The organism is Mesoterricola sp. JemC181, assembly GCF_055384585.1.
Window position 1 is genome coordinate 530293 of the sequence record NZ_AP045076.1, and the last position, 15966, is coordinate 546258.

A 15966-nucleotide genomic window follows, 5' to 3' on the forward strand; every position below is an offset into this window, starting at 1 on the left:
GACTCCCCGAACCTCCTTCCGAGAAAGGAAGAAACATGTCCGATCGCGCGTATCCCGCATACCGCTGGTTCGTCCTCTTCGTACTGGTCTTCGTGACCGTCGCCCAGGGCGTGGTGCTCATCTGGCCCGCCCCCCTCCTCGAGCAGATCGCCAAGCACTACGCCATGAGCCTGGGCGCGGCCACGGGCGCGCTCATGGTGGCCTTCACGCTCTTCGTCACCCTCGGCGCCGTCGTCGGCGGCTTCTGCTGCGACCGGTTCGGCTGGGTGCCGACCCTGATCGTGAGCGTGGTGCTCCTGTCCCTCTCCACCCTGCTGGTGCCCCTGTTCGGCAACGGCTTCGGAACGCTGGTGCTGGCCCGCATCCTCGAAGGCGCCGGCGCCGGGCCCATCATGGCCTCGGTGGGCGCGGTGAGCGTCGAGTGGTTCTCCCACGAGGAACGCGGCATCGTCATGGGCGTGCAGGGCATGGGCGTCTCCCTGGGCATCGCCCTGGGTTTCGTCTTCGTGCCCATGGCCTTCGTCAAGACCGGTTCCTTCCTGGCCGCGGCCTCCTGGATGTCGGCCTTCCCCATCGTGGGCGTGCTCCTCCTGGCCGCGATCGCCTTCGGCCGGAAGCCCCCCGTCAAAGCCGCCCGGCAGGTCGCCGCGGAAGCCGCCGGGGGCGGCCACGAGTTCGCCGTCGCGGCCAAGCTCCCCGTGTTCTACATGGGCCTCCTTTGCGTCTTCTTCCTCAGCTGGGTCATGCAGGCCTTCAATGACCTGACGCCGGTGTACCTTTCCGCTCCGTCGCCCCTGGGCGCCGGGCACGGCGTGCTCCTGGCCGGCAAGTTCATGGGCCTGGTGCAGGTTTCCTTCATGATCGGCTCCGTGGCCAGCGGCTTCCTGCTGACCAAGGTCTTCAAGGAGAAGAACAAGCTCGTGGTCGGCCTGGGCTTCATCGGCGCCGCCGTGTTCTCCATTTCGGTGCGCTCGCCCCTGGTCTACGGGAACCTCGGCATCCTTCCCGTCTGCCTCGTGCTGGTGGGCTTCTTCCAGGGCATGGTCATCCCCACCACCCTCGCCTTCATCGCCATGCACTTCCCCAGCAACATCGTGGGCAAGATGACGGGCATCTGGATGGGCGTGGGCATCTTCGGCGGCACCGCCGGCGTCGTGGTCGGCGCCACCCTGCTCCACAAGACCGGCCTCTACCACGCTTCCATCGTCGCGGTCTCCCTGGTGGCCCTCTGCGGCTTCCTCTTCTCGCTGTTCCTCAACCCCCCCGAGATCTTCAGGAACTCGGTCAAGGGCGAACGGGGCCTCGCCCTGGGCGGTCACTAGCACTTCCGGGAGCGGGCCTCCGGGCCCGCTCCCCCCCTTTCAATCTTCCGGCGCGTGTGAACCATGATCGAACTCACCATTGACGGACTTCGCGTGGAAGCCGAGGCGGGCACGTCCCTCCTCAAGGCCTCCCTCGACGCCGGCATCTACATCCCCCACCTGTGCTCCCACCCGGATCTCGAACCGCTGGGGGCCTGCGGCCTGTGCATCGTGGAGGAGGGCGGCGCCCAATGCGCCTCCTGCACCACCCCGGTCCGGGAGGGAATGGTCGTGACCACCCGCTCCGAGGACCTGAAGCAAAAGCGCCGCCTCTCCATCGAGCTGATGCTCTCGGGGCACCCCGCGGACTGCACCGGTTGCCCCGTATACGGAAGCTGCGAGCTGCAGTCCCTCATCCAGTATCTGGAAGTCTCCGACCAGCGCCTGCGCAGGCGCCCCAACCTCGTGGCCGCCGACAAGGCCAATCCCCTGGTCATGCACGACATGACCCGCTGCATCCTGTGCGCCCGCTGCGTGCGGGTCTGCGAGGACGTCCGCGGCGTCGGGGCCCTCACCTTTGTGAAGAAGGACGGCCGCCTCCGGGTGGGCGTGCGGGACGGCCTGTCGCTGGTGGACGCGAACTGCCGCTTCTGCGGAAGCTGCATCGAAGTGTGCCCCACGGGCGCCATCCGGGACCAGGAGGGCCTCCTGGACGGACACGTGAACCGCAAGCTGGCCATCGTCCCCTGCCGCACGGCGTGTCCCGCGGGCATCGACATCCCCCGCTACGTGCGCCTGGTGCACGAGGGCAAGCCCGGAGAGGCCCTGGCGGTCATCCGGGAGAAGGTGCCCTTCCCGGGCGTGCTGGGCCTCATCTGCGACCACCTCTGCGAGGGCGCCTGCCGGCGCAGCGAGCTGAGCGAGTCCATCTCCATCCGCGCCCTCAAGCGCTACGCCGTCGAGCACGGCGACGACGGCTGGAAGGCCGGCTCCCGCCACCTTCCGCCCACAGGCCGGAAGGCCGCCGTGGTGGGTTCCGGCCCCGCGGGCCTCACCGCCGCGTACTACCTGGCCAAGCAGGGCCACGCCGTCACGGTGCTGGAGGCCCTGCCGGAGGCGGGGGGCATGATGCGGGTGGGGATCCCGGCCTACAGGCTGACCCCGGGCGTCCTGGACGCCGAGATCGGGGAGATCCGCGCCGCCGGGGTGGACATCCGCACCGGCTGCAGGGTCGAGTCCGTGGATGGGCTCCTGGCCGACTACGACGCCGTGCTGGTCGCCGCCGGCGCCCACCAGGGCATCCAGCTCCCCATCACCCGTTCCGGCCTGGAGGGCATCCTCCTGAACACCGACTTCCTGCGGGCCGCCGCCCTGGGCGGACCGCTGCCCGTGGGCGAGAAGGTGGTGGTCCTGGGCGGCGGCAACGTGGCCTTCGACTGCGCCGGCGTCGCGCGGCGCCTGGGAGCGAAGGAGGTGCGCATCGTGTGCCTGGAGGCCCGCGAAGCCATGCGCGCCAGCGCCGAGGAGATCATCGAGGCCCTGGAGGAGGGCACGGAGATCCACACGTCGGTGAACGTCCGCGAACTCGTGGGGCAGGACGGCCGGATCGCCGGCGTGCGCTGCGAGGCGATCAGCGCCTTCCGCTTCGGCCCCGGCGGCCAGGTGGAGGTGGACGTCCTGCCGGAGTCCGGGTTCGTCCTGGCCGCCGACACCCTCATCACGGCCGTGGGCCAGCGCCCCGACCTTTCCGAGGGCTTCGGCCTGCCCCTGGAGCATGGCAACCGGATCAAGGTGGACGACGCCACCCTGGCCACCGCCAGGCCCGGCGTCTTCGCGGCGGGCGACGTGGTCTACGGCACGAGGTCCGTCATCGCCGCCATAGCGGCGGGCCGCGCCGCCGCGGCGTCCATGGACCGCTTCCTGGGAGGCGACGGGCGCATCGAGGAGGTCCTCGCGCCCGTGGCCGAGGCCGGATCCGTCCTGGGCCGCAAGGACGGCTTCGCCCCGGCGGGGCGCTGCGAGGAGGCCCTGGAGGAATCCGGGCGGTGCCTCCAGTGCGACCTCCGCCTGACCCTCTCCGAGCCCCGGTTCTGGAGCTCCTATCCCCACCACTGATCGAGGTATGGACGTGTCGCTGGAAATAAGCATCCCGGGCTCCGGCTCGACCCTCTTCTCCGGGGAGAGCCTGGAGTTCCCCGGCGCCCTGGCGGCCCTGGCCCTGGGGCCCGAAGCCACCCGGTCGCGGGTGGGCGGCGGGGCCGCGGACATCGTGGTGGCCCGGGCCCTGGACACCCTGCCGGGCGCCGCCGTGCGCTCCGCGCTGCTGGAGCGCGCGCCCCTGGCGTTCCTGGAGGGCCTGTGGCTCGCCGCCTTCGCCGCGGGGGCCGCCGAGGCCGTGGCTGCCGTGGAGACGGAAGCCGGACTGGCGGAAGGGATCGCCGCCCTGGAGCGCCTCGGGGGGCCCGCCCTGCGGGTGGCGGTGGTGCCGCGCGCCTTCATGGCCTCAGAGGACACGGCGCTGATTCGCCTCCTGGAAGGGCGGCCCGCCCTGGCGTCGGCGCCCCGGGTGGAACTGGGCGGCAAGGCCGCGGCCGTCTTCTCCATCGAGGACCTGGTCGCGCTCTCGCACCGCTTCGCCGGGAGGGAGGCCGGTTCGCTGGTGCAGGTGCGGGGCGCCGTGAACCGGCCCGGCCTGCTGGAGGTTCCGCCCGGAACGACGCTGCGTTCGGTGATCTTCGAACGGTGCGGCGGGATGAGGGGCGCCAAGGCCTTCAAGTTCGCGCTGGCGGAGGGAAGCTTCATCCCCGCGGACGGCCTGGATGTTCCGGCCATCGGCCTGATCACCGTGGGGGATGAAGGGGACTGCGTGGTGGACCAGGCCCGCCGCGCCCTCGCCCTCACCGCCTACGAGAACTGCGGGATCTGCACCATCTGCCGGGAGGGGAGCCACCAGCTCGAGGAACTCCTGGCCGACGCGTCCTCGGGGGAGACCCGGGGCACCGACGAGGCCCTGATCCAGGAACTCGGCGCCGCCCTGCGGGAGGGGTCCCTCTGCGCCATCGGGCGCCGGGCCCCCGATCCGCTCCTCTCCGGCCTCCGGCACTTCGCCGGGGACTTCGACGCGCACCTGAAGCGCAAGCGCTGCCCGGCCCTCGTCTGCAGGGCCTACGTCACCTTCCACATCCTGGGCGAGACCTGCACGGGCTGCGGCAAGTGCCTGGCGGTCTGCCCCGAGGGCGCCATCGAAGGCGAGGAGGACTACATCCATGTCATCGACCCGGGGGCCTGCACCAGGTGCGGTCTCTGCTTCGACGTCTGTCCCCCGGAGGCGGCCGCCGTGGCCAAGGCCGGCGCACTGAAACCCCGAACCCCCAGGGAGCCCATTCCCGTGGGCACCTGGAAGAAGCGTTAACGCACACCTCCAAGGAGCAACCCCATGAAGCAGATCGAAACGGACGTCATCGTCGTCGCCGCGGGCCTCTCGGGCCTGGCTGCGGCCATCTCCGCCGCCGAGAACGGCGCCAGGGTCGTCGCCTTCGAGAAGGCCGGCACCACCGGCGGCGCGGCCAACATGGGCATGGGCCCCCTGGGCATCGGCTCCAGCGTCCAGAAGCACCAGATGGTGAGCATCACGCCCTTCGAGGCCTTCCGCAAGCACATGAACTTCACCCACTGGAAGGTGGACGCGCGCCTGGTGCGGGACTACTACATGAAGTCCGGCGAGACCATCGGCTGGCTGCAGGAGATGGGCGTCGAGTTCGTGGGGGTGTCCCCCGCCTACGCCGCGCCCGAGACCGTGAAGGGCTACGCGACCTCCGAGGCCGTGTGGCACCTCGTGAAGCCCATCGGCGGCGGCATGCCGGGCCCCCGCGCCGCCGGCGCCATGATCAAGTGCATGACGGAGCGGGCCAGGGAACTGGGCGTCGAGATCCTGCTGGAGACCCCCGCGAAGAAGATCCTCGTGGAGGACGGCAGGATCGTGGGCGTCCTCGGCGTGGACAAGAACGGCGAGGAGATCGAGGCCAGGGGCAGGGCCGTCATCGTCGCCACCGGCGGCTTCGGCGCCAACCCCAGGATGATCCAGGAGGCCACGGGCTACGAGTGGGGCAAGAACCTCTTCTCCTTCGCCGTTCCGGGCATGGTGGGCGAGGGCATCCGCATGGCCTGGGAAGCCGGCGCGGGCAGGACGGACATGAACCTGGAGCTGATGTACCAGATTCCCGACAACATGAACCACTTCGTCCTGGACGGCGCCTTCCGCCAGCCCTGCCTCTGGGTGAACAAGCTGGGCGAGCGCTTCATGAACGAGGACGGCATCCCCAACACCACCTTCACCGGCAACGCCATCGCCACCCAGCCCGACCACATCGCCTATTCCATCTTCGACGCCAAACTGCTCAAGCACTACAAGAAGGACGGTCCGGACATCCAGTCCCACGTCCATCCCCACGACCTCTACAGGCAGTTCGACAACGCCATGAAGGCCGCGGCCGACGAGGGCTACAGCCACGTCTGCGAGGCGGACTCCATCGAGGGGCTGGCGGAGAAGATGGGCATCGACCCCGCGGGCCTGGCCCGGACGGTCGAGGAGTACAACGCCTCATGCGCCAAGAACTTCGACCCCCTCTTCGACAAGGACCGGCAGTTCATGCAGCCCATCGGTTCGCCGAAGTACTATGCCTGCCGGCAGTTCGTGGGCGCCTACGGCACCCTGGGCGGCATCAGGATCAACCACCGGACCGAAGTCATGACCGACGACCACAAGGTGATCCCCGGCCTCTACGCCGTGGGCGTGGACGCCTGCGCCATCTACGGCCAGAGCTACCCCTTCATCCTCCCCGGCAACACCATGGGCTTCTGCCTCAATTCCGGCCGCATCGCCGGCGAGAACGCGGCCGACGCCGCCAACGCCTAGGACCGACACCATGACGACGTACCCGCACCTCACGAGTCCCATCAGGATCGGCAAGCACACGTTCCGCAACCGCATCGAGTCCGCGCCGACGATCTTCTCGTCCCTGACCCTGGTGCCGTTCCTGTCGGCGCGCGTGCTCCGCATGATCGAGGACCGCGCCAGGGGCGGGTGCGCCAGCGTGGTGCACGGGGAGATCTCCGTGAACTTCGACGACTCCCTCCGGCCCATCGTGGCCGGCGAGGGGAAGATGATCCGCCTCACGGTCGATTTCAAGGACCATGAGGCCCCGGCCTTCGCCACCTTCCGGAAGAACGCCGACGTCATCAAGCGCCACGGCGCGGTGGCCATGGCCGAGCTCTCCCACTTCGGCATCGAGAAGCCGCTCCTGGAGGACGGCATCCAGCCCCTGGGGCCTGTGGCCTTCACCCGGCCCGACGGCACCCCGGTGCGGGCCTTCGACGCCGGGACCATGGCCAAGGTCCAGGACGACTTCGCCACCGCCGCGGCCTTCATGCAGGCCGCCGGGTTCGACGGCGTCTTCGTGCACTGCGGCCACGGCTGGATGATCGGGCAGTTCCTGTCCCCCCGGAACAACACCCGCACCGACGAATTCGGCGGCAGCATCGCCAACCGGGGGCGGTTTCCCATGGCCATCCTCCGGGCCATCCGCGAGCGCTGCGGGCCGGACTTCCTCATCGAGATCCGGCTCAGCGGGAAGGAGAACCTGCCCGGAGGCATCACCCTCGAGGACACCGTGGGCTTCTGCAGGCTGCTGGAAGGCACGGGCCTGGTGGATCTTATCCACATCTCCGCCGGGCACTACTACAGCCCGGCCCGCTCCAACGAGTTCTCCACCATCTTCCGGCCCCACGGCCTGAACGCGGACTACGCCGCGGCCGTCAAGAAGGCCGTGACCATCCCCGTGGCCGTGGTGGGGGGCATCACCACCGCCGCCGACGCCGAGCGCATCATCGCCGAAGGCAAGGCGGACATCGTCTCCATGGGCCGGCAGATGATCGCCGACCCCGACTTCGCCATGAAGGCCGTGAAGGGCAAGGGCGACGAGATCCGCGAGTGCCTGCGCTGCTGCGTCTGCTACCCCGGCCCCTCCGGCGAGCACGAGACGGACCCTCCGGGCCGCCACTTCCCCGGCCTGGGTTCCTGCACCATCAATCCCTACAGCGTGAATTCCTTCTCCCACCACAAGGTGCTGCCCGAGGACCGGCCCCGGCCCGAGGGGTCCCGCAGGCTCCTGGTGGTCGGCGGCGGCCCCGGCGGCATGCAGGCCGCCATCGACGCCCACGACCGCGGCCACAAGGTGATCCTCATGGACGAGGCGGACCGCCTGGGCGGGGCCCTGCGCCTCACCGACCACGACGTCTACAAGAAGGACCTCTTCCACTTCAAGGAGCTCCTGGTGCGGGAGGTGGGCAGGCGCGCCATCTCCGTGCGCCTGAACACCCGGGTCACCCCCGAGGTGGTCCGGGAGATGGCCCCCGACGCCCTGGTCCTGGCCCTGGGCGCCGAGGCCGCCGTGCCCCCCATCCCGGGGGTGGAGCGGGCCCTGAAGGCCTTCGACACCTACTTCCTGCCCGATGAGCGGATCGGCAGGCGCGTGGTCATGGTGGGCGGCGGACTCGTGGGCTGCGAGGTGGGCCTGGAACTGGCCCACAAGGGCCACGAGGTCGTGGTCGTGGAAATGAAGGAGCGCCTGGTGGCCGAGTTCATCGGCATCCACCGCACGGCCCTCCTGGACCGCATGGACGAGGTCGGCATCCGCAACCTGGTGCGCACCACCTGCAGGGAGATCCGGGAGGACGGTGTCGCGGTGGTCGACGCCGAAGGGAGGGAGACCTTCCTCCCGGCCGACACCGTGGTCATCGGCCTGGGCTACACGGCCAGGAGCGAGGGCGCCCGGCTCCTGAGGGAGGCCGCGGGCAGGGCCCAGGTGTTCGAGGTGGGCGACTGCGTCCGCCCCGGGAAGGTGGGCGAGGCGGTGCAGGACGGCTACACGGCCGCCATGTCCATCGTCTGACCCGCAACGAACAGGCTCCGGGTCGCCGCCGTGCGCTGGGAATAGTTGAAGTTGAACGGCACCAACCTGAATCGACACTGGAGTCCCGAATGATAGGTCCCTACCTCAACCTTGCCACGGTGGTCGTCGGCAGTTCCACCGGCGCCTTCCTGGGCGACAGGATCAGCCAGAACCTGCGCACCCGCCTGCCCATGGTCTTCGGCCTCTCGGCCATGGGCCTGGGCATCGCCACCATCATCCGCGTGAAGTACTTCCCCGCGGTCATCCTGGCCCTGCTGGTGGGCACCACCCTGGGCGAACTCCTCCACCTGGAGGACGGGATCATCAAGCTGTCCACCCACACCCGAACCCTGGTGGACCGCATCGCCAAGCCGAAGAACCAGGCCCTCTCCCACGAGGAGTTCCTGAACCAGTTCGTGGCCATCCTGGTGCTCATCTGCTCCAGCGGCACGGGGATCTTCGGGACCATGAACGAGGCCATGACCGGGGACACCTCCCTGATCATCGTCAAGTCGGTCCTGGACCTGTTCTCGGTGGGGATCTTCGCCACGGCCCTGGGCTACTCCCTGGTGGCGGTGGCCATCCCCAACTTCCTCATCCAGGTGGCCCTGTTCTTCCTGTCCATCTGGATCCTGCCCCTGGTGTCCCCGGCCATGATCGCGGACTTCTCGGCCGCCGGGGGGCTCATCATGGTGGCCACGGGGTTCCGCATCGCCGGCATCAAGCATTTCCACGTGGCCAACATGCTGCCGGCCCTGCTGCTGATCATGCCCATTTCCTTCCTCTGGGCGCGGTATCTTGTGCACTAGGTGAATCCGTGAACCTCAACCAGATCAGCATGCGGCAGATCGACTACTTCCTGGCCGTGGCCCGCCACCTGAACTTCACCGAGGCGGCCAAGAGCCTCTACGTGTCCCAGCCCGCCATCAGCAAGCAGGTGGCGCAGCTCGAGCACGACATCGGCGTGCCGCTGTTCCTGCGCACGAAGCGCTCGGTGCGCATGACCCCTGCGGGAATCGTGCTCCTGAAGGAGCTCTCCTCGATCCAGGAGCGCATCGAGGCGGCCGTGGCCAAGGCCCAGCACCCGGACCTGGGCCAGGACGCCAGCATCACCATCGGCTGCCTGGAGGCCATGGAGATCGGCGTATTCATGCGCCGGGCCATCAACGACTTCAAGAGCAGCTATCCGGGCGTCAAGGTGGTGCTGGAGCGCCACTCCTTCAAGACCCTGCGCCAGAAGCTGATCCATGGGGACCTGGACCTGGTGTTCACCCTCTCCTTCGAGATCGCGGACTGCCTGGGGATCCTCTCCGACTTCATCCAGCAGGCCAGGCCCGTGGTGCTGATGGCGGCCTCCCACCCCATGGCCTCCCGGGAACGGCTCACCCTGGCGGACCTCAAGGACGAGAACTTCGTCACCATCTCCCGGGAGGAATCGCCCAGGGCCTTCGACGGGACCATCGACATGTGCCGGCGCCACGGCTTCACCCCCAACATCGTCAAGCAGCTGCCCAACGTGGAATCCATGCTGATGTGCGTGGAATCCGGCCTGGGGGTGTGCCTTTTCGACTCCACGATCCGGATCTACAACAGCGAGGACTTCCGGGTCTGCGAGCTGGACGAGAGGCCCATCGACGTGGTCATGGCCTGGAAGCGGGAGAACCTGAACCACGTGGTGCCGCTGTTCACCAACAGGGTCTCGGGTGTCCCGGGTGATAACCGGAACGAATGATTCTGATGTCCAGACGGTATTTCCGCCCTGGGGAGCGGGGACCGAGACTTGAGGCATAAGACCGCGCGATGACCACGCGGTTCCACTTCGAGGGACTCGTCATGGACGTTAGAGACAAAGCACTGGCCGTGATCATCAGGCGCGCCGCCGACGTATTCAAGGTCGATCCGGCCACCCTTTCCGCCGGAACGTCGTTCGAGACCGACCTGCAGGCCAAATCCGCCAACTACGTCCAGATCACCACCGTGCTCGAGGACGAATTCGACGTGGAGATCCCCTACATGGAATTCAAGCGCAAGAAGACGTTTGGCGAGGCCGCCGGCTACGTCGAACAGCTCGTCGAAGGCTGATTCAAACCCCCACCCAACCAGGAGCATTCCGCATGCACGAACAGCGTCCGGCACCGCAGTTGTTCTCCAAGAAGATCGTCTTCGACGGCGAGGAGATCGAGGTCTTCTACCGCAAGGCCCGCGAGCCCATCGACCCCGCCGAGGGCCTCGACCTCTCCAAGGAGAAGGGCCTGGCCGCCACGGCCCACGGCTTCTGCGCCAAGTTCAACCAGCGCACCTACAAGAACGAGGACGGCATCCTCTGCGAACAGGACATCCCCGTGACCCTGCGCGACGGGACGGTGATCTACTGCGACATCTACCGCAAGGAAGGCGAGGAGAACATCCCCGTCCTGGTGTCCTGGAGCGCCTACGGCAAGCGCCCCGGCGACGGCATGTCGGAATGGCAGGTCATGGGCGTTCCCCCCGGCACCATCTCCACCATGAGCAAGTTCGAGTCCGCCGATCCCGGCTACTGGTGCCACCAGGGCTACGCGGTGGCCAACGTGGACCCCCGCGGCGTGGGCCACTCCCAGGGCGACATCTGCATCATGGGCACCCAGGACGCACGGGACGGGTACGACTTCATCGAGTGGGTCGCCAGGCAGCACTGGTGCAACGGCAAGGTGGGCATGGCGGGCAACTCCTTCGTGGCCATGACCCAGATCCGCATCGCCGCCCAGCAACCCCCCAGCCTCGCCTGCATCGCCCCCTGGGAAGCCACCTGCGACATCTTCCGCGAGTCCATCTACGAGGGCGGCATCCCTGCGCTCGGCTTCAACGAGTTCGTCGTGGCGTCCCTGACCGGGCCTTCCCTGGTGGAGGACATGGTGGCCAACGCCAAGGCCTACCCCTTCATGAACAAGTACTGGGAAGACAAGATTCCCAACTTCGCCAACGTCAAGATCCCCGTCTACGCCTGCGCCTCCTGGAGCCACTTCCATCTGCACGGCGCCTTCAACTCCTTCCGCAAGATGAAGTCCACCCGGAAGTGGCTGCGCGCCCACCGGGAACAGGAATGGCCCGACGCCAGCACCCCGGCCAACATCGAGGACCTCAAGCGCTTTTTCGACCGGTACCTGAAGAACATCCACAACGGCTGGGAGCTGACCCCCCGCTACCGCCTGGAGGTCATGGACGCCTACGACTTCGACTACCAGACCTACCGCGGGGAGAAGGAATTCCCCCTGGCCCGCACCGAATACAAGCGCTTCTACCTGGATGCCGCCAAGGGCGCCCTGGCCCTGGAGCCCGTGCCGGTCAAGTCCAGCGTCTCCTATGACCCCGCCACCGAGCAGGCCAATTTCGACCTGGCCTTCGACGAGGACACCGAGATCACCGGGTACCTGTCGCTGCGCCTCTGGGTGGAGGCCGACGGCCACGACGAGATGGACATCATGGTCAACGTCCAGAAGCTCGACGAGGACGGCAACTGGCTGCCCACCAGCATCCTCGGCGAGCCCCATCCCGGCCCCTGGGGCAAGCTGCGGGTATCGCGCCGTGCCCTGGACGAGAAGCTCACCACCAAGTTCGAGCCCGTGCAGTCCCAGTTGAAGGAGGAAAAGCTCGCCAAGGGCCAGATCGTCCCCGTGGACATCGCCATCGTGCCGGTCTCGAAGCTCTACCACAAGGGCCAGCAGCTGCGGGTCCAGGTGGCGGGCCGCTACATCCGCGAAGGCTGGTTCGAGCCCCTGATCTGGGAGACCGACAACAAGGGCAGGCATATAATCCACACCGGCGGGGAATACGAGTCCTACCTGCAGGCCCCCGTCATCCCGGCCCGCTACAAGACCAAGAGCGGGTACACCCGGCGCTAGTCCTGCTATTCCCAGCGCCTCTGCGTTTGGCTCCTTGCCTGGATTGGCCAGAGCGCCTGTCCATTGCCCCATCGTCGGGAATGCATTGGCAAGGAAATCAAACGCAGAGGCGCCGGGGGAAATTCATGAAAAGGAATCCTGGTATGAGCAGTAAATTCATCGCCCAATTGACCGCCCGGGCCGTCCAGAATCCGAAGACCATTATCTTCCCGGAATCCGGAAGCGAGAAGGTCCTCCAGGCTTCCGAGCGGCTCCTGGAGGCCGGGATCGCCCGGCCCATCCTCGTCGGGAAGAGGGACGCCATCGAGGCCAGGGCCGCGGAACTCCAGGTGTCGACCAAGGGCTTCGACTACGTGGACAACGAGGACGAGGCCGTCCTGGCCTACCTCATCCCGGCCTTCCTGGCCCTGAACCAGGACTTCTCCGAGAAGGCCCTGAACCGCAAGTTCCGTAACCCGCTCAATTTCGCCGCCGCCTGGGTGAAGCTGGGCCGGGCCGACTGCCTCGCGGCGGGCATCGACTGCTCCACGGGCGACGTGGTCCTGGCCAGCCAGCTCTTCATCGGGCTCCAGGACGGCATCTCCACCGTCTCCAGCTTCGGGGTCGTGGAGGCGCCCGGTTTCGAGACCTCGGAGGGGAACCTCTTCGCCATCGCGGACTGCGCGGTGTGCCAGAACCCCACCGCCTCGGAACTGTCGGACATCGCCTGCACCACCGCGGACACCATGAAGAGCCTCCTGGGGTGGGAACCCCGCGCGGCCCTGGTGTGCTTCTCCACGGACGGCAGCGGCCAGCACGAGATCACCGACAAGGTGAAGGAGGGCGTCCGTATCGCCAACGAGCGCAGGCCGGACCTGGCCATCGACGGCGAGTTCCAGATCGACACGGCCCTCAAGCCGGCCGTGGCCGCCAAGAAGGTCCGGCGCCCCAGCCGGGTCGCGGGCCGCGCCAACATCATCGTGTTCCCGGACCTCAACGCGGGAAACATCGGCGTCAAGCTGATCCAGATGTTCGGCGGCGCCCTGGCCCACGGGCCCCTCCTGCAGGGGTTCGCCAGGCCGGTGACGGACTTTTCACGCAGCGCGCCCATCGACGAAATCGTCGGCAACCTGACCATCCTCGTGGTCCGGGCCGGGGAATAGGGGAAGACATGGACAAGGTCTACACCATCTTCGTAATCAATCCCGGGTCCACCTCCACCAAGATCGGCCTCTTCCGGAACGAGACCGAGGTGTTCTCGGTCAACGTCACCCACGATGCCGCCGAACTGAAGAAGTTCGCCCAGATCAGCGACCAGTTCGACTATCGCCGGGACACCATCCTGGCGGAGATGGCCAGGCGCGGCCTGGCCATGGCGTCCGTGGACGTCTTCGTGGGCCGGGGCGGGGGCCTGGTGGGCCTCGAGGGCGGCACCTACCCGGTGAACGACATCCTCCTCGAGCACGCCCGGGTGGGCTTCACCGTGAAGCACCCCGCCACCCTCGGGAGCCAGCTGGCCCACGCCTTCGCCACCCAGTACGGCGGCCAGGCCTTCGTGGTCAACCCCCCCGACGTGGACGAGATGGACGAGGTGGCCCGGGTCTGCGGGTTCGCCGACCTGGCCCGGGAGAGCCGGGGCCACCCGCTCAACCAGAAGGAGGTCGGGATCCGGCACGGGAAGCGGGTGGGAACCCCCTACGAGGACCTCAACCTCGTCATCGCCCACATCGGCGGCGGGGTCTCCGTGACGGCCCACAGGAAGGGCCGCATGGTGGACACCGTTGACGTGATCAACGGCGACGGGCCCATGGCCCCGACCCGGTGCGGCGCCGTCCCCGCCAGCGGCGTGGTGAAGCTCTGCTTCTCCGGGAAGTTCACGGAGCGCGAGATGTACGACCGCATCACCAAGAACGGCGGTCTCGTGGACCACCTCGGCACCTCGGACGTCCTGGAGATCCTGGAGCGCATCGGGAAGGGGGACGCCTACGCGAAGCTGGTGTACGACGCCATGATCTACCAGATCGCCAAGTACATCGGCGCCTATGCGACGGTCCTGAGCGGCGAGGTGGACGCCATCCTCCTCACCGGCGGCATCGCCCGTGAGAACTACCTCGTGGGCGAGATCCGGAGTAGGGTGAACTACATCGCCCCCGTCCACGCCTATCCGGGCGAGTTCGAGATGGAGGCCCTGGCCAGCGGCGCCTACCGCGTCATGACCGGCCAGGAGCAGGCCAAGACCTACACGGGTGTCCCGGTATGGAGCCACTTCTCACGTTGATCCGCCCCGGCTCCGCCATGAAGGTGGCCGGGGTGGGCGTGGACCTGCTCCTTCTGGAGCGGTTCAGGTGCCTGGGGAGGGACCTGGACGACCCGTTCTACCGGAAGACGTTCACGGAAGGGGAACGGGTGCAGGCGGGCGAGCATGGGGATCCCGTCCTCATGCTCGCCTTTTCGTTTGCCGGGAAGGAAGCGGTGTTCAAGTGCCTTGGGATGGACGGGAACCGGGTCCGCCTGAACGAGATCGAGGTGCTTGGCAATCAAGCCGGAGCCTCCGCGAGCCTCCGGGGGCACCTGGCGCGCCAGGCCTGGGCGAAGGGTATCGGAGGGACCCACCTCCAACTCTGGCATGAGGGTGCTTTCATCCGGGCACTGGCCGTGGCCGAGCGCATGCCTGCCCGCCCCGATCCTCTGGCTGCGCCTGAAACGGAAGCCGAAAGCCCGGAACGACTCGATGGCCACCCCCACGCCACCGCATCCGAACACCGGGCGGGGTCAGGATGAGATGGACGGCAGCCAGGCCCCGTTGGGCTCGTGGTACAAGCCCACGCTCATGAGGGTCAGGGGTTGCACCACCCGCAGCCCTTCGGCCAGGCACCATCGGAACAGCCCGGCGTTCCGGGTCGGCACCAGCACCCCCGGGCCCTGGAAGCCGTCGGCGGATGCGAGCAGGGCCTTCAGGTCGGTGGTCTCCTCCGCCGCCGCGTGGCCGAAGAAGGCGAGGGCGCTGGCGTAGCCGGTGATCCGGCCGGCGCGCGACACCAGCCGGGCCTCACCGGCGCGGATCATCTGCTCCAGCTCACCCCGGCGTTCAAAGCCGTGAACCCGCTGGGCCACAGCGCAGCAGGCGTCCAGGTCCTCCGCCCGCGCCGGCCGCACGGTGCAGCCGGGAAGGCTGCGGGTCCGGGTCCGCCCCTGCATGCAGGAAAGCGGCTCCCGCACATCGAAGCCCAGACTCGCGTAGAGCGCCATGGTGCGGTTGTGGAAGGCGGCCTGGACCAGCCGCACCCCGGCGGCGCCTCGCCCGCGCTCGCGCTCCAGGGCCGCCTCCATCAGCAGGCGTCCCGCCCCGGCGTTCTGGGCCCCGGGATCGACGGTGATGGGCCCCAGGCAGACGACGGGTGCGCGTTCGTCCAAGCAGATGCTGCCGATGATCCGTCCCTCCCGGAGCGCGATCATGCAGTGGAAGCCCGGGTCCGCGAACGGCACGCCGAGCATGCCGATTGCGGCCTCGGGGCTCGGGAAGTCGGAGGGGAAGTTGTGGGCGCGGCTGAGGGCGGCGAAGGCCTCGTAGCAGATCCGGCCGCAGGCGGGCACATCCCCGGGCGTTGCCTTGCGCAGGTCCAGACGGGTTGCGAGGTTCGAGGTCATGGGGTTCTCCAGGAGGGATGGCCATGGCAAGAGCAAGATAAGGGCCAATTCCTTTGGAGATCGTCGGGATGCTCCAGAACCCCCCAAACATGGGGATCCCAGGGAAGGAGGTGCCCGACCGGAACCCGGACCGGGATCCCGATCGTAACGGAAGGGACACCGTCCAACGGCGGCCCCGGGGATCCGGAGGGGCCGTGGCCGGTGGGTAAG

At 68.1% G+C, this 15966-nt stretch carries 13 protein-coding genes; 12 read left to right on the top strand and 1 reads right to left on the bottom strand.

What is annotated here, in order from left to right; genetic code table 11:
• The first annotated feature begins 35 nt into the window (after positions 1-35).
• From ACZ5MC_RS02395 to ACZ5MC_RS02450, 12 genes are all read left to right on the top strand, one after another.
• Positions 36-1322: an MFS transporter gene (locus ACZ5MC_RS02395; protein WP_464516952.1), complete on the top strand. Its 1287-nt coding sequence runs from the start codon at positions 36-38 to the stop codon at positions 1320-1322.
• Between the two features lie 63 nt (positions 1323-1385).
• Positions 1386-3416: an FAD-dependent oxidoreductase gene (locus ACZ5MC_RS02400; protein WP_464516953.1), complete on the top strand. Its 2031-nt coding sequence runs from the start codon at positions 1386-1388 to the stop codon at positions 3414-3416.
• Between the two features lie 13 nt (positions 3417-3429).
• A complete protein-coding gene (locus tag ACZ5MC_RS02405; RefSeq protein ID WP_464516954.1) occupies positions 3430-4713 on the top strand; it encodes an NADH-ubiquinone oxidoreductase-F iron-sulfur binding region domain-containing protein in 1284 nt (427 codons plus the stop codon).
• A 24-nt stretch (positions 4714-4737) separates the two neighbouring features.
• A complete protein-coding gene (locus tag ACZ5MC_RS02410; protein WP_464516955.1) occupies positions 4738-6216 on the top strand; it encodes an FAD-dependent oxidoreductase in 1479 nt (492 codons plus the stop codon).
• Between the two features lie 10 nt (positions 6217-6226).
• On the top strand, positions 6227-8251 hold the full coding sequence (locus ACZ5MC_RS02415; RefSeq protein ID WP_464516956.1) for an oxidoreductase: 2025 nt from the start codon (positions 6227-6229) through the stop codon (positions 8249-8251).
• Between the two features lie 89 nt (positions 8252-8340).
• Positions 8341-9060, top strand: a complete 720-nt coding sequence (locus ACZ5MC_RS02420) for a DUF554 domain-containing protein (RefSeq protein WP_464516957.1) — start codon at positions 8341-8343, stop codon at positions 9058-9060.
• An 8-nt stretch (positions 9061-9068) separates the two neighbouring features.
• The gene (locus ACZ5MC_RS02425) at positions 9069-9983 is read left to right on the top strand and encodes a LysR family transcriptional regulator (protein ID WP_306598672.1); all 915 of its coding nucleotides are present in this window, start codon (positions 9069-9071) and stop codon (positions 9981-9983) included.
• Between the two features lie 101 nt (positions 9984-10084).
• On the top strand, positions 10085-10333 hold the full coding sequence (locus ACZ5MC_RS02430) for an acyl carrier protein (RefSeq protein WP_464516958.1): 249 nt from the start codon (positions 10085-10087) through the stop codon (positions 10331-10333).
• Between the two features lie 32 nt (positions 10334-10365).
• On the top strand, positions 10366-12129 hold the full coding sequence (locus tag ACZ5MC_RS02435; RefSeq protein WP_464516959.1) for a CocE/NonD family hydrolase: 1764 nt from the start codon (positions 10366-10368) through the stop codon (positions 12127-12129).
• A 143-nt stretch (positions 12130-12272) separates the two neighbouring features.
• A complete protein-coding gene (locus ACZ5MC_RS02440; RefSeq protein WP_464516960.1) occupies positions 12273-13271 on the top strand; it encodes a phosphate acyltransferase in 999 nt (332 codons plus the stop codon).
• Positions 13272-13279: 8 nt separating this feature from the next.
• The gene (gene buk / locus ACZ5MC_RS02445; protein ID WP_464516961.1) at positions 13280-14386 is read left to right on the top strand and encodes a butyrate kinase; all 1107 of its coding nucleotides are present in this window, start codon (positions 13280-13282) and stop codon (positions 14384-14386) included.
• Positions 14365-14889 (top strand): holo-ACP synthase, encoded by a 525-nt coding sequence (locus ACZ5MC_RS02450; RefSeq protein WP_464516962.1) that lies wholly within the window; start codon positions 14365-14367, stop codon positions 14887-14889. Before buk ends, ACZ5MC_RS02450 begins: the two co-directional genes overlap by 22 nt.
• On the opposite strand, the gene ACZ5MC_RS02455 is transcribed toward ACZ5MC_RS02450, so the two are convergent.
• Entirely contained in the window at positions 14881-15756 is an 876-nt protein-coding gene (locus ACZ5MC_RS02455) for a GNAT family N-acetyltransferase (RefSeq protein ID WP_464516963.1), read from the bottom strand. The two genes, ACZ5MC_RS02450 and ACZ5MC_RS02455, sit on opposite strands and share 9 nt — an antisense overlap.
• Positions 15757-15966: the final 210 nt, after the last annotated feature.